Source organism: Corynebacterium stationis (genome assembly GCF_001941345.1).
GTDB lineage: Bacteria > Actinomycetota > Actinomycetes > Mycobacteriales > Mycobacteriaceae > Corynebacterium > Corynebacterium stationis.
The window spans coordinates 2,546,601-2,565,826 of sequence record NZ_CP009251.1 but is presented as its reverse complement, the minus strand read 5'-3'; the positions used below and the strand labels follow the sequence as shown (position 1 = coordinate 2,565,826).

General features: G+C 57.1%; 16 protein-coding genes. 5 read left to right on the top strand and 11 right to left on the bottom strand.

Annotated elements, in window-relative coordinates:
- Positions 1 to 24: 24 nt before the first annotated feature.
- Genes CSTAT_RS11920 through trmB form a run of 5 tightly spaced genes read right to left on the bottom strand, consistent with a single transcriptional unit; the run spans position 25 to position 5,180 of the window.
- Positions 25 to 381, bottom strand: a complete 357-nt coding sequence (locus tag CSTAT_RS11920) for a DUF3054 domain-containing protein (RefSeq protein WP_075723613.1) — start codon at positions 379 to 381, stop codon at positions 25 to 27.
- A complete protein-coding gene (locus tag CSTAT_RS11915) occupies positions 378 to 1,421 on the bottom strand; it encodes a lysylphosphatidylglycerol synthase transmembrane domain-containing protein (protein WP_083640868.1) in 1,044 nt (347 codons plus the stop codon). The genes CSTAT_RS11920 and CSTAT_RS11915 overlap by 4 nt, the downstream gene beginning before the upstream one ends.
- Positions 1,422 to 3,824, bottom strand: a complete 2,403-nt coding sequence (locus CSTAT_RS11910; RefSeq protein WP_075723612.1) for an MMPL family transporter — start codon at positions 3,822 to 3,824, stop codon at positions 1,422 to 1,424.
- 13 nt (positions 3,825 to 3,837) lie between these two features.
- On the bottom strand, positions 3,838 to 4,431 hold the full coding sequence (locus tag CSTAT_RS11905) for an NYN domain-containing protein (protein ID WP_066796701.1): 594 nt from the start codon (positions 4,429 to 4,431) through the stop codon (positions 3,838 to 3,840).
- On the bottom strand, positions 4,431 to 5,180 hold the full coding sequence (gene trmB, locus CSTAT_RS11900) for a tRNA (guanosine(46)-N7)-methyltransferase TrmB (RefSeq protein WP_075723611.1): 750 nt from the start codon (positions 5,178 to 5,180) through the stop codon (positions 4,431 to 4,433). The genes CSTAT_RS11905 and trmB overlap by 1 nt, the downstream gene beginning before the upstream one ends.
- Before the next feature lie 411 nt (positions 5,181 to 5,591).
- Here trmB and CSTAT_RS11895 point away from each other — a divergent pair, with 411 nt between their 5' ends.
- Positions 5,592 to 7,415, top strand: a complete 1,824-nt coding sequence (locus CSTAT_RS11895) for a phosphoenolpyruvate carboxykinase (GTP) (protein ID WP_075723610.1) — start codon at positions 5,592 to 5,594, stop codon at positions 7,413 to 7,415.
- Between the two features lie 36 nt (positions 7,416 to 7,451).
- On the opposite strand, the gene CSTAT_RS11890 is transcribed toward CSTAT_RS11895, so the two are convergent.
- A complete protein-coding gene (locus CSTAT_RS11890) occupies positions 7,452 to 8,201 on the bottom strand; it encodes a class I SAM-dependent methyltransferase (RefSeq protein WP_075723926.1) in 750 nt (249 codons plus the stop codon).
- Positions 8,202 to 8,226: 25 nt separating this feature from the next.
- Here CSTAT_RS11890 and CSTAT_RS11885 point away from each other — a divergent pair, with 25 nt between their 5' ends.
- On the top strand, positions 8,227 to 9,327 hold the full coding sequence (locus tag CSTAT_RS11885) for a glycosyltransferase family 4 protein (protein WP_075723609.1): 1,101 nt from the start codon (positions 8,227 to 8,229) through the stop codon (positions 9,325 to 9,327).
- Here CSTAT_RS11885 and CSTAT_RS11880 read toward each other — a convergent pair.
- Positions 9,236 to 10,738, bottom strand: coding sequence for an MmpA family trehalose lipid delivery protein (locus CSTAT_RS11880; RefSeq protein ID WP_075723608.1), 1,503 nt, complete (start codon positions 10,736 to 10,738; stop codon positions 9,236 to 9,238). The two genes, CSTAT_RS11885 and CSTAT_RS11880, sit on opposite strands and share 92 nt — an antisense overlap.
- Positions 10,728 to 11,663: a PorA family protein gene (locus CSTAT_RS11875; RefSeq protein ID WP_066796684.1), complete on the bottom strand. Its 936-nt coding sequence runs from the start codon at positions 11,661 to 11,663 to the stop codon at positions 10,728 to 10,730. The genes CSTAT_RS11880 and CSTAT_RS11875 overlap by 11 nt, the downstream gene beginning before the upstream one ends.
- 33 nt (positions 11,664 to 11,696) lie before the next feature.
- On the opposite strand from CSTAT_RS11875, the gene CSTAT_RS11870 reads away from it, so the two are divergent.
- On the top strand, positions 11,697 to 12,788 hold the full coding sequence (locus tag CSTAT_RS11870; protein ID WP_075723607.1) for an acyltransferase family protein: 1,092 nt from the start codon (positions 11,697 to 11,699) through the stop codon (positions 12,786 to 12,788).
- Here the strand turns inward: CSTAT_RS11870 and CSTAT_RS11865 are convergent.
- From CSTAT_RS11865 to CSTAT_RS11855, 3 genes are read right to left on the bottom strand one after another with little or no spacing between them, the layout of a single operon-like run.
- Positions 12,713 to 15,688, bottom strand: coding sequence for an alpha-(1->3)-arabinofuranosyltransferase domain-containing protein (locus CSTAT_RS11865; RefSeq protein ID WP_075723606.1), 2,976 nt, complete (start codon positions 15,686 to 15,688; stop codon positions 12,713 to 12,715). The two genes, CSTAT_RS11870 and CSTAT_RS11865, sit on opposite strands and share 76 nt — an antisense overlap.
- Positions 15,689 to 15,862, bottom strand: a complete 174-nt coding sequence (locus tag CSTAT_RS11860) for a DUF2613 domain-containing protein (RefSeq protein WP_075723605.1) — start codon at positions 15,860 to 15,862, stop codon at positions 15,689 to 15,691.
- 15 nt (positions 15,863 to 15,877) lie between these two features.
- Positions 15,878 to 16,381 carry a universal stress protein gene (locus tag CSTAT_RS11855; protein WP_066797979.1) on the bottom strand — a complete coding sequence of 168 codons (504 nt, stop codon included), beginning with the start codon at positions 16,379 to 16,381 and terminating at the stop codon, positions 15,878 to 15,880.
- Between the two features lie 61 nt (positions 16,382 to 16,442).
- Between CSTAT_RS11855 and CSTAT_RS11850 the strand changes: the two genes are divergently transcribed.
- Together CSTAT_RS11850 and CSTAT_RS11845 are read left to right on the top strand one after the other, a co-directional pair.
- The gene (locus CSTAT_RS11850; protein ID WP_075723604.1) at positions 16,443 to 17,513 is read left to right on the top strand and encodes a glycoside hydrolase family 3 N-terminal domain-containing protein; all 1,071 of its coding nucleotides are present in this window, start codon (positions 16,443 to 16,445) and stop codon (positions 17,511 to 17,513) included.
- 28 nt (positions 17,514 to 17,541) lie between these two features.
- Positions 17,542 to 19,224, top strand: coding sequence for a VanW family protein (locus tag CSTAT_RS11845; protein ID WP_075723603.1), 1,683 nt, complete (start codon positions 17,542 to 17,544; stop codon positions 19,222 to 19,224).
- Positions 19,225 to 19,226 lie beyond the last annotated feature (2 nt).

The following is a 19,226-nucleotide window of genomic DNA, read 5'->3' as shown; positions in this document are numbered from 1 at the left end:
TGCACTCACGGCGTGGGGTAGAAGCTACGCAGTAGTCTTCTTGCGCGACATCCACTGCGCAACTGCCCGGCGGCCAAAGAGCAGCAGCGCCGACATAGTGATTGCCACGATGAGGAAGCTGTAGTGCGGCAGCGAGGAGTTCACCAGCGCCCAGAAAATCATGCCGAAGATGATCGCCGAGGCCCAGACCGTTAGACCCTGCAGCCAGATATTGCTGGTCTTAAACAGCCAAGTCAAAATCGCCCAGCCGAGAACCGCGCCGACAGCCCACGGCCAGAAGGCGTCGAAGATGCCGCCGAGGGTAACTGGTGGGTGCGCAAATCGCGCCAAGATGGCGAAGACGGCGATAGCGATGATGTCGTAGGTTAACTGTTTAGTCATGATGTTTCTTTCTCACCAGAAGTGGTGCTCAACGAGGACATTTTCAGGCCCTTGCGCGCGTAGTGCCAGAAGTACACTACCCAGCCGATGGCGGTCATCAGGGCAAAGGAAATCAGGCGGTAGATGACCGCGGTGCCGGTGGCCTCGACCGCGGTCATACCGGTTGCCACCAGCGTAGCGATGATTGCCGCTTCTACCGTGCCCAGTCCCGCCGGGGTGATTTGTGCGGAGCCAGCTAGCTTCGCGGTGATATAAGCCAGGGTTACACCGGCCAGGGTAGTTTCATTTTCGCCGGCATTAATCCATGGGATGGCCCCGCTGACAGCCCACACGCAGGCCCACAGGGCAACCATGTCAAAAAGTCGGTGACCGAAAGACAGCGCGGATACGGAGAGGAATTGATACCGCGACAGGTGCACTTCTTTTAAGTTACGGGCTTGCTCAACTAGGCCGTCGCGCACTTTGCCTTTGATAATCTTTTGGCGCTTTAACCAGCGCTCTACTGTGCGGGGATTGTTGGTGACCCAGAATAATCCGGCGAGTAGCAAGACCATCAGAGCCAGTGAAATTATCAGTGCGCCCAAGCCTATCGATGCGCGCAGCAACATCACCCCGGACAGTCCAATCAGCACCAGCCAGATGGTGGAAACCGCTGAAGATACGACGAAGAACCAGGCGCACAAGGCGATGGTTGCGCCCCAGGCGCGTTGCACGTGGAAGGTTAAAAGGGCGGAGAACGCCGGTCCGGCAGGCAAGGTGGTAGACCAGGCATTGGAGGCGAGTGAAATCGCGGTTGCTTCTTTCACCGAAACGTTGACTCCGCCGGCCACCATGAGCTGTTGCATCACCCCGCTCATCGCGACTAGCGATGCAAGAGATGCGATGATGACAATCACGACAGCGAAGGCATTGGCGTGGCTGAGTCGTCGGAAGCCTTCCTCGAGGAAGTCCAGCTCGTCCCGAAAGACCCAGATCAGCACGATGAGCACGAGGAGCGAGGCACCCCAGCGCAGCCAGCGCATGCCGGATTGCATAGTCATCTAGAAATCGTCGTCCTTGGCTTGTGGCAGTTCACGGCGCTGTGGGCCGCGGTTTAAGGAACGGCGCTCGCGCGCTAAACGCTCCATAAGCTCATTGAATGGAATCAGCGAAGCATCTTCCTCGATGGAGCGCCCCGAACGTCCCGGGCCTTCGTCCGCGGCGTCTTGGTAGGAATCGTAGAACTCCTCGTCATAAGTTTCCGGCTCGGCAGCTGGAGCCGGTTCCACGGCAGGGTCAGCGGCTGGAGCAGTGCTTGAGGGGTTGACTGTTTCTTTTTCTGCTGATGAGCGAAGCGAGGAAGCAGCAGGTTCGGAGCCGTGGCCCATCTTTTCGTAGGCCTTGTGGATGAATTTCGGTGCCCACCAGTTGTCTTCGCGCAGCAGGTGCATCACGGCGGGAACTAGCAGCATGCGCACGATGGTGGCGTCGATAAACAGCGCGAAGATCATGCCGAAGGCGATGTACTTCATCATCACGATATCGGAGAAGCCAAAGGCAGCGGCGACCACAATCATAATCAGCGCTGCGGCAGTAATAATGCCGCCGGTGTGCGCGGTGCCGGAGTTGATGGCCTCATCGGTGGTTGCGCCTTGCTTGCGGGCTTCGACCATGCGCGAGACCAAAAAGACCTCATAGTCCGTGGACAGGCCATAGATAATGGCGATGATCAGCACCAGAATCGGGCTCATCAACGGGCCAGGGGAGAAGCTCAACAGGTTAGAGCCCACGCCGGAGACGAACATGGCGGTCAAAATACCCAAGGTTGCACCCAGAGTCAGCACCGTCATCAAAATGGCCTTCATTGGCAAGACCACAGAGCCAAAGACCAAGGCCATGAGGATGAAAGTTGCAACCAGGATGTAGATAACCATCCACGGCAGCTTGTCAAAGAGGGCGTCGAGGGATTCCACTTCCATCGCTGGAGTGCCGCCGACATAGAGGTTTACGCCTTCAGGGGCATTGAGATTTTCCAGTTCGTGGACAATATCGGCGTAGTCGTCGCGGTCTTCGATACCGGCAGAAAGCACGGTGGTGCCGTCGACAGTCGCAGACGATGGTGCCATCGGGGAGGTTAGCCCGTCGAGTTCGCGGACCTGCATGATGACATCGACAAGCTGCTCATTCGACGCATTTTCCACCACCAGTTTCACTGGTTCCGTGCGGAAAGAAGGGAATTCTTCGTTGAATTTATCCTGCGCGATGCGAGTTTCCTGCGTCGGCGGCAGGTAGCTTTCGTTGATGCCGCCGAAAGAAATATTCAAAATAGGCAAGGTCAGCGCGATAAGCAGGCCGCAAATAGCCAGCGTCATGACCTTCGCGTGCTTCATGGCCCACTTCGGCAGGCGGTACCACCAGGTATCTTCAATTCGGCGCGCGGTGCGCTTGGTGCGGCGAATCGACCACTTATCGATGTTGTGCCCCAGCATGCCAAATAGTGCCGGCAGCAGGGTTACAGAAAGCAGCGCCGCTAAACCGACTGCGGAAATCGAGCCATAGGCCACCGATTTGAGGAAGGCCTGCGGGAAAATGAACAGGCCGGAAAGCGCAACCGCAACCATGGCGGCGGAAAAGACCACGGTTTGCCCTGCTGTGGCGGTGGTAATCGCGACGGCGTCTTTAACGTTGCGGCCTTTATCCAATTCTTCGCGAAAGCGCGAGACCATGAACAGGCCATAGTCGATGGCCAGACCCAGGCCCAAAAGCGTGACAACGGCTTGGGCAAAGACATTGACCTGCAAAAAGCCGGCGAGGATGGCCAAAATGCCAATCGAGCCCAAAATGGATAAACCACCGACAATCAGCGGCATAAAGGCTGCGACGACGGAGCCAAAGACTACCAGCAGCAACAGCCCGACCAACGGCAAGGCTGCGCGTTCGGCACGGGAGATATCTGCGGCCATGCCGGCATCGAGAGCATCTGCCACGGCGGTTGCGCCAGCGACCTCAACGTCGAGGGAGGTGTCGGTCAATGCATCTTGGATGATGCGGAAGTCTTTGAGTGTTTGCTCTTCATCGCCGGCGAGCCCAATCGCGATGAAGGCGGTGTCGCCTGCTTCGTTTAAAAGATTGGGGTTTTGGGTATCGAAGTAGCTATTGACCTGGGCGATTTGCTCAGGGTAGGAGCTTTTGAGCTTGTCGACGTACGCGCGGCCTTCCTCCAGGTTCTCCTGGGGATTATTGACCATGACGATCACGTCGCCAGATTTATCGCGCCCGAAGACTTCGTTTTCGATCTCGGCTGCGCGTGTCGATGCCGCGTTGGGATCTTCCCAGCCTTCTTGGCTCATGCGGTTTTCCAACTGCGTGCCAAAGACTCCGAAAAGCAGCAGGATTAACCCGATGAGTACAAACGGGATGAATTTACGGTAGACATAGGAAAAATGGCCCCATTTTAAAAACACGTCTTTACTGCTCCTAGTGCTCTAATAAAGCCGATAGGGAACGGAAAGGCTGCAGCCAAGCACCTTCTGGTGGCAAAGCATCCAGCGAAATGCGTGGCAGCGGGTCGCGGAAGACACCGGGGATGTCTTCGAGATCGACAAACTCTAACAAGTCAGACCCGATGGCCCAGGAGACATGCTCGTGGAAACCGAGCACGGTCACGGGAATGCCTTCGCCGGCGAGTTCTTCCAACAAAGGCTGGAAATTCTGCCCATCTGCAGAGGCGACGACAAGCCCTGCGAGCTCATCCCGGTTGTCCAGGATGTATTCGATCATGTCTGGGTCGACATCAGAGTCATCGTCTGTTTTCGGCTTAGCGAAGACGGAGAAGCCGACGTTGCGAATTGCCTCGACCCAGGGGCGAATTACATCGGCGCCGCCGGGGGTGACATTAGTAAAGACGGAAGCCTGCGGTTCGGCACCGATTTCCATGGCGCGCAGAACAACCCAGCGGCCAATGGCATCAAAGCGCGGACGATAAGCAGCGGTGGGACGGCCGCCCAAAATGGCGCCGAGCCCCATATCCATATTCGGCGCATCCCAGATAAGTGCGTATGAGCGGCTCATTATTTCTTTTCCCACAGGTATTCAGTAATGATGTGGTCTTTATCTAGACCCTTGCCTTCGAACTTGGTGATGACCTGGCGGTTGGTCAGCTGCGGGCACTCATCCCACGGCCAGCCCTTGTAATCGAGGGTGGGCTCAACATCGACAAGCTCATCGATCCACTCGGCGTAGTCCGCGTGGTCGGTAGCGACGTGCAACACGCCGCCTTTCTTCAGGCGGGATGCGAACAGGTTCAGCGTGCCGGACTGAATGATACGGCGCTTATTGTGGCGTGCTTTCGGCCACGGATCCGGGAAGAAGACACGGATGCCGTCGAGGGATTCTGGCTCAAACATGCGCACCATGACCTCGACGCCGTCGCCGCGCACCATGCGGATATTGTCCAACCCACCCCGGACCACTTGGCCCATGAGCTTAGCCAGGCCTGGCTTGTACAGCTCTACGGCGATGATGTTGGTGTCAGCTTCCAGTGGTGCCATTGCCGCAGTTGACGTGCCGGTGCCGGAGCCAATCTCGACGATGGTCCTGTGTCCTTGACGGTTGAACCAGGTATCAACGTCGATGATTTCATCGGCCAGGTCCTTGCCGATGGTGGGCCAGTTCTCATTGAACATAGCCTCTTGGTTGTCCGTTAAGGTGCCGCGACGGAAGGTGACATTGCCAAGACGCGGGTAGTCCAAATCGTTGTCAAAGACTGTGTTGAAATCAGTCTGCGGGGGACGGCCAGCGTGGGTTTCAGTATTATCCATGAATTTTTCTTTTAAAGGTTAGTAATTAATAAGAACAAGATGTGGTAAATGTGATTACTGTTATCTCATACTATTGTCCATGGACAAAGGGGTGTAGGCAAAGATTGGCACTCGAAAGTGCACAAAAACACGCCGTTTAGACCCAGTGGATATAACCAGTAGCGACTCGGGGGTGGCTGACTGGAAGGGGTTACCTGGACAAATTTTCGTTGTCCTCCCCCGTTAAGGGGTGTAAAACCAAGGCTTCATCTGTGGTTTACGTCCTGTTCGCGCAGTAAATCTTGTGGTAGGTTCGGTGGATATAACCAGCGTGTGTCGAAATTAGTCCAATTTCTTCACTTCGACAGTTAGGCTGGTGCATGAGACTAACTCAGAGAAGATCTTTCCCAATTATCGCAGGAGACTTAGTAGATGACCGCCGCTATTCAAGGCCTCGTTGGTCAAGCACCAACTAATAACGAAGAGCTCATTAAGTGGATTAATGAAAGCGTCGAGCTTTTCCAGCCAGACCAGGTGGTCTTTATCGATGGCTCACAGGAAGAGGCGGATCGCCTAGCTGCGGAGCTAGTAGAAAAAGGCACGCTCATTAAGTTGAATGAGGAAAAGCGTCCTAATTCTTACTTAGCTCGTTCCAACCCTTCTGATGTCGCGCGCGTGGAGTCCCGCACCTTCATCTGTGCTGAAAACCAGGAAGATGCCGGCCCTACCAACAACTGGGTACCGCCAGCAGCAATGAAGGAAGAAATGACGGAGGAGTTCCGCGGTGCTATGCGCGGACGCACCATGTACGTCGTTCCTTTCTGCATGGGCCCAATCAGCGACCCGAACCCGAAGCTCGGTGTTCAGCTGACTGACTCGGCATACGTTGTTTTGTCCATGCGCATCATGACCCGCATGGGCCAGGAAGCACTGGACAAGATTGGTGAGCACGGCGATTTCGTACACGCTTTGCACTCTGTTGGTGCTCCTTTGGAGCCAGGTCAGGAAGATGTTCCATGGCCATGCAATGACACTAAGTACATCACGCATTTCCCAGACACCAAGGAAATTTGGTCCTACGGTTCGGGCTACGGCGGCAACGCTATCTTGGCGAAGAAGTGCTACGCACTGCGTATCGCGTCGGTCATGGCGAAGGAAGAAGGCTGGATGGCTGAGCACATGCTCATCCTCAAGCTTATCTCTCCTGAGGGCAAGGCCTACCACATCGCCGGTGCTTTCCCATCTGCCTGTGGCAAGACCAACCTCGCGATGATCACCCCAACCCTCGAGGGCTGGACGGCTGAGGTTGTCGGCGACGATATCGCATGGCTGCACCTGCGCGAAGACGGCCTCTACGCTGTCAACCCAGAAAACGGCTTCTTCGGCGTTGCGCCAGGTACCAACTACGCGTCTAACCCAATCGCGATGAAGACCATGGAGCCAGGCAACACCATCTTCACCAACGTTGCGTTGACTGATGACGGCGACGTCTGGTGGGAAGGCATGGACGGTGAGAAGCCTGAGCACCTCATCGACTGGCTCGGTGAGGACTGGACTCCACAGTCCGCTACTCCTGCAGCACACCCGAACTCCCGCTACTGCACCCCGATTGCACAGTGCCCAACTGCTGCACCGGAATTTGATGACTGGCAGGGTGTAAAGCTTGACGCCATCTTGTTCGGCGGCCGCCGCGCAAGCACCGTCCCATTGGTTACCCAGTCCTTTGACTGGGAGCACGGCACAATGATCGGCTCCCTGCTGGCATCCGGTCAGACCGCAGCGTCTGCTGAAGCTAAGGTTGGCTCCCTGCGCCACGACCCAATGGCAATGCTGCCATTCATTGGTTACAACGCTGGTGACTACCTGCAGAACTGGATCGACATGGGTAACAAGGGCGGAGACCTCTTGCCAAAGATCTTCCTGGTCAACTGGTTCCGTCGTGGTGAAGACGGCCGCTTCCTGTGGCCTGGCTTCGGCGAGAACTCCCGTGTTCTCAAGTGGGTCATTGACCGCGTGGAAGGCAACGTTGGCGCTGAAGACACCGTTATCGGCAGCACCGCACGTGCAGAGGACCTGGACCTGACTGGTCTGGATACTCCACTGGAAGACATCAAGGAAGCACTAGGCGTTGACCCAGCTGAATGGGGCGGCGACTTGGAAGACAACCTTGAGTACCTGCGTTTCCTCGGCCCACGCGTGCCGCAGGAACTGCATGACCAGCTCGATGCACTCAAGACCCGCATCGAATCGGTCTAAGTCTTAAAGCATCCAAGCCCGCCAGCCTGTTGAAGGTTAGGCGGGCTTTTTGCGCAAGACCAGCACTAAGTTCGAGGTCAAGATTTCCCGCAATACCGGCATGCGCACAATCGCCCACGCCCAAGCAGGGTGATAGCGCGGAAACGCCGCTAGGAGTTCTTTGTCGCGCGCATAGTCAATGCCTTCGCGCACAGAGACCGCAAATAAGGACTCACCCCAGACATTCTTTGGCGGATGCCCATGGACTTTCTCATATCGCTGCTTGGCAAACTCGCCGCCGATATAGTGTTGCCACAGCCCGGTTTCATGTCCGCCAAAAGGTCCCAGCCACGCGGTATAGCTGATAACGGCAATGCCGCCGGGGCGGGTAACGCGCAGCATTTCATCGGCCATCGCCCAGGGCTTGTCGATGTGCTCTGCCACATTAGAGGAATACACCACCTCAAAGGTGCCATCGGCAAAGGGCAAAGCGGTGCCATCCCCGCGCACAGAATTACTCAGCGTGATTCCGGCTGCTGCCATCTCTCCGGCATCGGGCTCGACACCGAAATATAGTGCGCCGCGGTTTTCAAACTCGCTGGCGAAATAGCCGGGTCCACCGCCGACATCCAAGACCTTGGCCCCGGAAAGTGAGAGACCGGTGTCGCGACAGAGGGCATCGATAAGCGAAGCTGTGTCGCGCGCTAGCGCCCCGTAGAAGATATCGGGTCGGGATTGCTCAAAGCGAAAAGCCCGCAAGAGCTGCCAAGCGCGCGAAAAGGTTGCTAAAGCCCGGGTATGTTGCATGGACTTGCTAGGCTTATTACCCACGATGAAGATCCTCCTGTTGTGCTGGCGCGATTCCACCCACCCACAAGGCGGCGGTTCAGAACGCTACCTCGAACGCGTCGGGGAGTATCTGGTATCCCGTGGCCACGACGTCATTTTCCGAACCTCGCGGCACATGAATGCTGCGCGCAGTGAAGTCCGCAATGGCGTGAAATACTCCCGCGGTGGTGCTAAATACAGCGTATATCCCACCGCTTTGGCGATGATTGCTGCGGGTCGTTTAGGCATTGGCCCATTGCGCGGCGTGGATGTGGTGGTTGATACCCAAAATGGTATTCCTTTCTTCGCGCGGGTGGTTTCTGGCAAGCCGACGGTATTGCTGACGCACCATTGCCACCGCGAGGTGTGGCCGGTGGCGGGTCGAGTTATTGGCCGGTTGGGCTGGTTTTTAGAATCTCAATTTGCGCCGTGGGTCTACCGGAATTCGGAGACGGTGACGGTCTCAGCTGCCTCGCGCGCGGACTTGGCGGAGCTGGGTGTGCATGGTGCGCACATCATTGAAAATGGCGTGGATCCTATCCCGGCGCACATTCCGATTATTGAACGCGAATCTCCCATTCACCTGGTCACGCTGTCGCGGCTGGTGCCTTATAAGCAAATTGAGCACGCGATTGACACGGTTGCATCGCTTTCCGATGCCACCCTGGACATCATCGGTTCCGGCTGGTGGGAAGCACAACTGCGCACCTACGCGCGCGAGCGCGGAGTTTTGGCGAAGGTGAATTTCCACGGGCAGGTCACCGAAGACTACAAGCACGCGCTTTTAGCCCGCGCCGATATTCACCTGATGCCCTCACGCAAAGAAGGCTGGGGACTGGCGGTGATGGAAGCTGCCCAACACGGTGTGCCCACTGTGGGATATGCCTTCGGGCTGCGCGATAGCGTGCTGCACAATAAGACTGGCTTGCTGGTAAATGATGAGAAAGAATTTGCCGAGGCGACACAGAGGCTTATCCGGGATAGCGGATTGCGGGAGAAGTTAGGGCAGGCGGCTAAAGATTTTGCTCTGGGCTTTTCGTGGGATTCGACTGGCGCTCGTTTCGAGGAATTGCTGCACGGGCTAGGGCAGCAATCAGCGGACTAAGCATCCATAGGCTGGTTAAAATCCACGGCACTTTCGGCGTGCTCGCGGCGGTTTCATAAACGATTTCTTCGCCTTCGACGACCACACCAATGCCGAGTTCCTCCACGGCTTTTCGGTCATTACTCTGCCAGGCGGTCATTGCTGCTAGCCAGCGGGGGCTCGGGATGTCGACGACCTCGCCGTCGACGGTCAGCTGGCCTGATTCGACCTTGTTGACCACCTTGGAATAAGGGTCGATGGCCAAGCGACCATCAGTAGTGACCAAGGTATCGCGGTCTACGAAAAGAACCTCGCGGGAGCCGATTTCGCGGACCAAATCAGAGTCAACTAGCTGCGCGTGGGTGCCGCGCAGTGCCGCAAGCGAGGATGAGGCATCGGGGGTTTGCAAGATGATAAATCCCAGCGCGCATGCTGCTGCGATAGTTTGTTTCGCGGGAATGCGCCCGATCGCCGCGACATAGGCGGGGAGAGCAAGTATTAGCAGTTTCTGACTATCGCGGAACAAGCCCGCACCAGGAATATGCTCAAGTGCCCACGCCATCGCCGCGGGCGCTAGCCAAGCGAAAATAGCGATGCCCATGCCGACAAGAGCCAAGCCGATGAGCCGCTTGGGCACAGAACGGAGACCGAGGAGCACGCAAGCAAAGACCCCGAGGCCAAAAAGTGCAAAGCCTAAGTGCCGTGAGTCGGGCACTGCGTCCGCATTCCAGATTCCGCCCAGCCCCAGCAGCGCGCCGAGGGTGCCCACGGCCTCTTCGGCGCGCGGAGCAAAAGCTTGCGCTGCAGCCAACGGGTTCATATCCTGTCCGCCGCGAAATGTCGCAATGATGCCAGGAATAGCCCACGGCAGGAGATACAGCACGCCCAGACCAAGGGTTACTAGGCGATGCTTATTCATACACACTAAGGCCACAGTGATGCCGACGAGCGCGCCAGTGGGCGTTAGCGACGCTACAAATACCAAAAGCCACACCAGCAGTGCGCGCCCGTTTAAAGCGGCGGCAGCAATCAGTGGCAGAAGCCAGGCGGCAATTACCACCGACCAATGGCCTTGCAAGAGCCTTTCGATGACAAAGGGGTTGGCGACTGCCAATGCGATCGCGGATAGTGTGGGAAGAAGTTCTTTATTGCTTAACCACCAGGCTCCGGCGGCGGAGCCTACAGCGGAAGCAACCATCAGGGCTTTGACCACCCAGGTCGCAGGCATCACCACAGCGATAATGCTTAAGAAACCATCTTGTGGCGCATTGCGGGCAAAGAGATCACCACCGCCGAAATTCGACGCCGTCATCTGTGGGTAATCCAAGACGAGCATGTCGCGCCACGCTAATTGACCGCCGAAGAGAAAAGGCCACACTACGGCCAGGACTGCTGCCGCCGAGAAGGCGGAAAAGACCAGCCTATTTCTCACGCTGCCTGCTAAAACGCCATGCGCAGACAAGCAAGAGCACGGCACCGACAATCGCTAGGACCCAGCCGATGATGCTGACTACCTGAATGGCTAAGACAGTGTTTTTCACCTTATCCAGCTCAGCCTGCGTGGAGGCTTCATCCCAGGAAATATCGGTGGCGAATAACGTGCGATCATCCGTCGGTTCTTCTTGCGGCGTACCGGCGAGATAAATTTGCATCTTCTCGTTGACATCCACGATGCGCCCGGTCGTGGGCTCTACCCACACGGTGCGCTCAACAGCGTAATAGGGGCTGAGATTGTAGGGGAAACGTTGATCATCGAAAAGCTGCGAAACCTCAATCCCTTGGCGCTGCTGGTAAAAGGAATAGGTTGGGATACCTGCGACCTTCTCATCAGTGAGATAGTCAATCGGCTCCGATTTTTGCATCACGGGATCGAAATAGGGATAAGAGCGCTGCTCGGTTTGCGAGGGGAAGAAATAGTCAATGCCGTCAATTTCCGCGCCCTCGGAATTTAGTACCGCTCCGCCATGAATGGAAAATTCCTGCGTGGTATCCGTCCCTGCCATGGGATACGCCGATTCGCGGTTAAGCAGCGCGCTTTGGGCAATTTCGGCGACTTTCTCTCCATCCAAGCTTGCTTCGATAGTGCTTTCAGCAACTGCTGCGGCATCATCTACTTCGGTCTTTGCGGTGGTGGAATGGCGTGTAATCTCAAGCTCTGAAATTTCTTGGGAGCACTCGCCGGTGTCTTCGCAATGCATAACTTGGGCTTCGGCGGGGCCCATGGTGATGGAAATATCTTCTTTAAATGACAAAGGTCGCGTCCGCTGGGTAACCAGGCTGGGCGCGAGCGCTCCTACAATCAAGCACACCAGTGCGATGATGGCGGTGAGCTTTAGCGAAGACTGGTTACGTAGCATTTAAGAAAGATTATCCAATTCAAATAACAGGAGGTGATAACGATTAGTACTTTACCGCAGCACCTGCCCGCTTTAGACGGCATCCGCGCGGTAGCCGCACTAGGAATCGTTGTCACCCATGTTTCCTTCCAAACTGGCACCGGCTGGGCACTGGCAGAACGCTTTGACTATTTCGTCGCAGTATTCTTCGCACTTTCGGCCTTTGTGCTGTGGCGCAGGCCCGTTAACCAGCACTATTATCGCAACCGCACCGCGCGCATCGCTCCTGCTTATCTGGTCTGCGTCATCGCTGTGATTCTGCTTTTCCCCGAGGCTCGGACCATGGATATCTGGCAGATTCTCACCAACCTCACGCTGACGCAGCTCTATATCCCCGACGGGCTCGCGCCGGGGCTCACGCACCTGTGGTCCTTGTGTGTGGAAGTGGCCTTTTACCTTGCTCTTCCTGTGATTGCCTGGGCAATGCGCAGGCTAAGTCGCCGAGGGCGCTTAGCCGCGATTATTAGCGCCGCAGTGCTGTCTTTTGCCTGGCCGTGGCTACCTTTCGTCGCGGCTTTCGATGGCGAGGGCATCAACTTCCAAATCTGGCCACCGTCCTATATTTTGTGGTTTGCGATTGGCATGCTCGCGGCGGAATGTGAAGGCCGCGTGAAAATCTCCTCTCGCATTCGACCTCTCGCGTGGCTGCTTGCCGCAGCAATCATGTGGGTGGCTTCACGCGAATGGTTTGGCCCACAAGGTTTGGTACACCCAGAACCGGCAGAGTTTAACCGCCGCATTCTCGCTGGCGGACTATTCGCCGCATGCTTCGTGGTGCCTTATGCCCTGGGCGGGCCCAGCAAAATCTTGGAGAGTACAATCTGGCAGTTCCTGGGCAAGATTTCCTATTCCATTTTCTTATGGCACGTCGCAATCTTGGGCCTGATGTTCCCGCTGACGGGTATTTCGTTATTCTCAGGGCATTTTACGCTCATCTTTATTCTCACCGTGGCGTTTACCATCGCGGTGAGTTATGCCAGCTATGAACTGATTGAGGAACCCGCGCGGCTTTATTTCCGCGGTAGGAAAAGACAAGCCACAGCGGCGGCGGCTAAGCAGGCAACCAAGACAGAATCACCGGCATAGCTTTCCGATGGCCACGGCGCCCGCGCCAACATCGCGCCCGCAATGAGCATTAGCGCAGCCGATAAATAACCCGGCTGAAGATTGGTCCAGCGCAACACGGCCCCCACGCAGAGCGCGGCTATGCCGAAGACCCAATTGACCGTAGTTAGAACCGCAAGACCGAGTACCCACGGCGGACCCATTTCTAATTGCGCTGGCTCACCGCGCAAACGCCCTTTCCATGCGCACGCCACAAGCGTTGCGATGCCAATCGCTCCACCAATGAGCAGCCACGCGCGGTATAAGCCATCGGCAACATGTTCCATGTGAAACTGGCCAGAGACTCCTGCTGGAATCACAAACCCTTGAGATGCCGCGTCAATTTCCAACGGCGCCAATTCCGTATCCCCGAGATAGCCGCGCAGACCAGCATTAAAAGCCCGGCCGCTGTTTAAAATCCGCTCGGAATCGGCAGCCGCAATCTCAGCGCCAGTAGCTTCATAAGCCACCTGTTCCTCGGTAGCGGTAAGGCTCATCCACTGCGCGCGGGTTTCTACCCGGTGCGTGCCTTTGCTCAGAGTAAGGGTGTCGCCGGGGGAGTAGAGGGTGTCATCGATAAGCACTTCTGCTCTATCAGCATCTAGGGTGACGGTCATCTCGCGTGGGGCAGTAAATTCGCGGATGATGATGCCGGTGTCCAGGAAAAGGCGCTGGAAAATGAACTGCTGTACATCCGGGGCGGTATCCGGCACCGTGACCACGCGCTGTGCCTGCGCGATTTCGGCAATGCCGACGCGCTCGCTCAATTCCACGCGGATGGTTTCGGTCGGCCCGCCCGGCACGGTGATGGTGCTTGGGGTATTGGCCTCTAGCTTGGCGGTGACCTTCGCGCCGTCGGCCCCGTGGATTTCCACCTCGGTGCTGCGCGTGGCAGTCAGCGTGATTTCGGGATTGGGGAAATCGCCGTCGAGCTGCAACCAGCCGGTGTGTCCGGGTGCTGGCCACCAGGCGGTTTCGGGGTTGCCGTCGGCGGCAGCGGTCAATGAGCGCGCCGGGTTGGCGCCGCCAAAGGCAGATGCATCGCTTGCCGATGACTTTGCCGACAACCGCACATCCCCCTCTTCCACGGTGGTCAATGGCCCGGCGCTAGGATAATCGCGCGCTGCGTTGTTGGAGGTAGATTCGTCCCCTTCGGCCGATTGTGCACTGGATGCGCCGTCGAGTGTGCCGAAGTTTCTATCCACCAGCGCTGGAGTATCGGAGACGATGTCAGCGTTGGCTTTGACTAGCTGACGTGGGCCGGGGGTGCCGAGCATGTCGAGCAGCGCGAGGATTTCCCCGCCGCCAGCAACGGTGGTGGGCTGGTTGTCGGCGATGAGCATGTCGGGTTGTTCGTCCAAGAGCACGACGTCGACCTCGCCGAAGGTATGCACGGTACCGGGAAGTTCCTCCGGGTCGAATTCGGTGAAGGAATTCTGCAGGTCGTGGCGGTAGACAACCACGCCGATTCCCAGGCGCTGCAGCGCTTTGGCGCCCTGGGCGGGGTCGTAGCGCAAGATATCCATGATGCCGTCGAGCCCGCGGATGGCTTCAGCGGGAATAAGCGGAATGGCGTCGCGGAAGGCCAGGGGAGTATCGACGAGCGGCTGCGCTGGTTCATCGCGCGTCCAGCCCCAGTCTTGCCGTGCAAAGGAAGTCTGCGGAGCAATCAGCGTACGGGTATCTTGCGCATTCGCGTTGACGAAATCGGCTGCTTCCTGCCAGTACTGCGGCACCTCCTCGTAGGCGCCTTTGGGCAACAGCCGGCCCGTCCAAGCAGGCGCGGTGCTGGTGAGCACGACCAAAACCACCAATGTGGCGGCAGCCATGCGGCGGGTGGCAAGCTTATGCGCTGCGACCGCCACCCCGAGTGCCAAGGGCAAGCGCACCAGGGGATCGAATTTGTGCAGGTTGCGCATAAAAGCGCCGGCGCCATCGAGGAAATCGAGGTAAACACCTAAGTGCGTTCCCATGACGGCGATGCCGATGAGCAGCATCGCGGTCCAGACTTTTGGAAGGCGCGTGAGACCAGCCAAGCCCACTGCGGCGACCGCGCAGGTAGCGAGGACAAAAAGTGGCTCGGTGGTTAACAGGGAACCGGCTTGGCGCTCGGTATCGACAAACGTGGACCAGCTGGTGGTACCCCGCAGTAGCTCCGGCAGGTTCAACCAACGCGTGGTCACATAAGCAGATTCAATATAGTCCGTAAAAGCAGGCGCGTATTTGCCCAGGATGAGCAGCGGCCCAATCCACCAGGCGCTGACCAGCGCGCAGCCGATAAGCCACAGACCTAAGGCTTTGAATTGTTTGCGATATAACAACACGATGGCCGCGGGCACACACGCAGCCAATGTCGCGGTGGCGTTAATTGCCCCCATGCACGCCACCGGAACGACGGCGGCAGCAATATGCCGCCAGGAAATACGCTGGACCAGAAACGGCGCCACCACCCAGGGCGCGAGCATGACCGGCCAAGTCTCCGAAGAAATCGCCGTCAACGTGGTCAGCGCACGCGGGCTGAGCGCATAGACGAAACCGCCGAGTACCAGCCAGGCAGGGGAAAGAGTGACAACCTTGCGGGCAAGGACAACAAAGCCCGAATAGCCCACGCCCAGCACAATTGTCCACCACAGACGCTGAGCTACCCAGTCCGGTAGGAAGTCGGTGAGGAGAAAGAAGGCACCTTGTGGAAACAGGTAGCCATAGGCCTGGTTTTGTAACTGGCCAAGAGGAAAATTATCAGAGTAGACAGAAAAAGCGCCGGCTAAAAAGCCTAAAGGATCGGCGCTCAAATCATGTTTAGTATCCGCAGCAATCAGCCCGAACGGCTGCACAAAAGCTAAAACGGCACAGATTACCCACCCGATAGCGTGGACATACAACTATCCGCGGGATCCGTATTCAGGGCTGCCCATCACGGCTTCTTCGGCAGGTACTGCATGCGACGATGGCACCGAATCCTGCCCGGAGAACTGTGCCACCCCAATGATGGTAATAATCCCCAAGGCAATACCCACGACAACAGAGCCGAGGGCGGGGCCGAAAGTGCGAGGCATATTTTCTACAATTCCTTAGTCGAAGTATTCGGGGTCATCGTCTTCATCATCTTTTTCCGGCGGGACAATAAAGACCGGGCGGCCAGCATGACGCACAATGTGCTCCGCCGTGGAATTATTCCACCAGCCACGAAAACCCTTCAAAGCGCGGGTACCAGTGACAATAATATCAACATCTAACTCATCAGCGGCGTCTACGATAGCAGAAGCAATGGTTGTTGCTGACTCTACTAAATGCGCACGTCCAGCAAGACCTAAATCCTCAGCGACTTTCACACCTTCGCGGCAAATCGCCAGAGCCTCTTCATATGCTGGGTCGTCTTCAACAGCTTCGGTATCCATGGCGGCTTGTTGCAGGCCCGTGCGCGTCACCACCCGTGCTGCTTGGCGCGCCACGGGCTCCCAGGCAGTTAAGATTTCCACCGTTCCAGGTTGCAAGAAACGCGCAGCATATTCCATGGCGCGCGCAGCTCTATCGGAGCCGTCGTAGGCAATGAGCATGGTCTGTGCATTATTCATATCGACAATTGTAACCATGCTATTAGCCAAAATGGGGTGAGTGCGGCACACTAGGAAATCGATGAAAAGGTTTGTTGGATTAATTCTCGCGGCAGGCATGCTTGCCGGCTGCGCCGCGCCTGTCGATGACACCCCCGCCCCAACCCCGACCAGCACCACCACGACAACAACCACCTCGACAACGCCGACAAGCACGTCCAAGCCAGAGGTAGATGTGCGCGAACAAGTAGCCCGCATGCTCATGCCGGGCGTGGTCAATTACGCCGATGCTAAAGCCAAACTCCAAGCCGGCGTCGGCGGGATTTTCATTACCAGCTGGGCCGATCCGAACCTGCTCTATCAAATCGAGGGGCTGCGGAAAGAAATCGGCCGGCCTTTTGATGTCGCCATTGATTTTGAAGGCGGACGCGTGCAGCGCTTCTCCGAGATTTTAGGCGCGCATCCTTCCCCGCGTGAGCTAGCTGCAACAATGAGTGTTGAGCAGGTAGAGGCCAAAGCGTATGAAATCGGCAAAAGCCTGCGAGCGCATGGCATCACGGTGGATTTCGCGCCGGTCATTGACGTTGATGGTGGCGGGCTGGAAGTTGTCGGCGACCGCTCCTTTTCCCAAGACCCGCGCCTTGCGGGTGATTATGGCGCGGCCTTTGCCCGCGGTCTGCAAAGCGCCGGGGTGCAAGCTGTCTTTAAGCACTACCCCGGCCACGGACACGCTTCAGGCGATACGCACCTAGGCGAGGCGATTACCCCGCCGCTATCGCAACTATTCCAGCACGATTTGATTCCTTTTGAAGAAGCCTTCGCGCAGGCCCCAGATGCAGCAGTGATGGTCGGGCACATGGTGGTGCCAGGGCTTGGCGATGGCACAACCCCTGCCAGCCTAAACAGCCACGCCTACGGGCTTTTGCGTAACCACCACAATTTCCACGGCACTGCTTATACCGACGATCTCACGGGTATGGCCGCGATTTCCAATACGATGAGCATTGAACAAGCAGTCCCGGCGGCGCTGGCGGCGGGTGCTGACCAGGCACTATGGTCATCGGCAAGCAATGTTGATGCGGTCATAGAATCCTGCGTGCAGGCCGTGGAAGCAGGGCAGATCCCCCGCTCGCATCTGCCACAGGTTGGATAGCCTGTAATAACGCATTACCCTAATATCTGTGAATAAAGCGGGTACAGGGAAAAAGTGGGCCATTATCGCCGGGCTCCTCGTGGGCCTTTTGGTGATCTTGGGCGTTGCCTACGCACTGGATGTTGTCAGTGGCAAGGGCAAGCTTCCACGCAAGACGTCAGTCGGCGGCGTGGATATTTCGCGCATGGAGCCGCAGGCTGCCATCGACAAGCTCGAAAGCGAACTCGGCGGCGCCACCTCCCAGTCTGTGACCGTGACCGCGGGAGAGCGCGAAGCGCAATTTATCCCTGAGCAGGCCGGCATGTCGCTGGATTTTTCTGAGGCAGTGGACTCGATTCCTGAAGCTTCGACGAACCCCTTTGCCCGCTTGGCGGCGTTTTTCGGCGGACCCCAAGAAATTGATGTCGATGCCGACATTGAACCAACTGCCTTGGAACCCGTGCTCAACCGCCTGAGCAATGAGCTTTCTTTCGATGCCACCGATGGCCAGGTTGCCATTGAAGAAGGCGAGGTCAAGACCGTTGATGCCAAGCTTGGCCAAAGCGTTGACCGCGGCCAGCTGGAGGAGAAGGTCACCAGTGATTGGCTTGACCCGAAGGGCGTGGAGGTAGAGCCAGAGGACGTGCAGCCGGTCATTGACCAGGACAAGGTCGATGAATTCGCCGCGGGCCCTGCGAAGGCCGCGCTCAACGGCGACTTGGAGCTCAAGGGCCGCGAAGATGTCACCGCAAGCTTGGATAAACAAGCTATTTCCAGCTTCGTTGGGGTCAAGAAGGAGGGAGAAAACCTCCAGCTAGACATTGATGTTGAGCGCGCACAAGAGCTTTTCGATGCCACCTTGGCCGATACTGAAACCGAAATGCAAAATGCGCAGATTTCCTTTGCCTCTGGGGCTATGCAGGTTACCCCGCACTCCGATGGTGAAGTGATCGACTGGGAGACCACCCTGCGCGATTTTGATAAGCGCGTTTTGGGCGAAGAGCCTCGGGAATGGGATGCGGCTTATGAGGATGAGCCGGCAGAATTTACTACCGAAGACGCAGAGAACGCCTCCTTTGATGAGGTCGTCGGCGAGTTTACAACTTCGGGTTACTCGGATGCTTCTGGCCGTAATATTGAGCTAACCGCGCAAATGGTCAATGGTGCGGTTATTTCTCCGGGCGATACCTTCTCTTTGAATGGCTACACCGGTCCTCGCGGTGCAGCCCAGGGCTTTGTGGAATCCGGCATCATTATTGACGGCCACGCAGGCACTGCTGTCGGCGGCGGCATTTCGCAGTTTGCGACTACCTTGTACAACGCTTCCTACTTCGCTGGCATGACCGATGTTGCGCACACCCCGCACTCCTACTACATCTCCCGTTACCCTGCGGGCCGTGAAGCCACGGTGTATGAAGGTGCGATTGACCTGCAGTTCAAGAATGATTCGCAGTACCCCGTGCAGATTCAAACCAGCTTTGGCGGCGGCAACGTGACCGTGAAGTTGATGGGTGTCAAGACTGTAGATGTGGAATCTGTTAACAATGGCCGCTGGGCACAAACCTCGCCGCACCGGATTCAATTATCCGGCAGCGATTGTGCGCCTTCTTCAGGTGCGCCTGGATTTACTACGTCCGATACTCGGATTATTCGGGATTTGAGCGGGAATGAAATCAACCGCGAGACAGTAACCACCGTCTATGATCCCCAGCCGATTGTGACCTGCAGCTAGGT

Bases quoted from the DNA above. Each gene is read 5' to 3' on its own strand.
- CSTAT_RS11920 (WP_075723613.1), bottom strand. From the start codon at position 381: ATGACTAAACAGTTAACCTACGACATCATCGCTATCGCCGTCTTCGCC.
- CSTAT_RS11905 (WP_066796701.1), bottom strand. From the start codon at position 4,431: ATGAGCCGCTCATACGCACTTATCTGGGATGCGCCGAATATGGATATG.
- CSTAT_RS11915 (WP_083640868.1), bottom strand. From the start codon at position 1,421: ATGACTATGCAATCCGGCATGCGCTGGCTGCGCTGGGGTGCCTCGCTC.
- CSTAT_RS11855 (WP_066797979.1), bottom strand. From the start codon at position 16,381: ATGAATAATGCACAGACCATGCTCATTGCCTACGACGGCTCCGATAGA.
- CSTAT_RS11860 (WP_075723605.1), bottom strand. From the start codon at position 15,862: ATGCCTCGCACTTTCGGCCCCGCCCTCGGCTCTGTTGTCGTGGGTATT.
- trmB (WP_075723611.1), bottom strand. From the start codon at position 5,180: ATGGATAATACTGAAACCCACGCTGGCCGTCCCCCGCAGACTGATTTC.
- CSTAT_RS11875 (WP_066796684.1), bottom strand. From the start codon at position 11,663: ATGCTACGTAACCAGTCTTCGCTAAAGCTCACCGCCATCATCGCACTG.
- CSTAT_RS11890 (WP_075723926.1), bottom strand. From the start codon at position 8,201: ATGCAACATACCCGGGCTTTAGCAACCTTTTCGCGCGCTTGGCAGCTC.
- CSTAT_RS11850 (WP_075723604.1), top strand. From the start codon at position 16,443: ATGAAAAGGTTTGTTGGATTAATTCTCGCGGCAGGCATGCTTGCCGGC.
- CSTAT_RS11895 (WP_075723610.1), top strand. From the start codon at position 5,592: ATGACCGCCGCTATTCAAGGCCTCGTTGGTCAAGCACCAACTAATAAC.
- CSTAT_RS11885 (WP_075723609.1), top strand. From the start codon at position 8,227: ATGAAGATCCTCCTGTTGTGCTGGCGCGATTCCACCCACCCACAAGGC.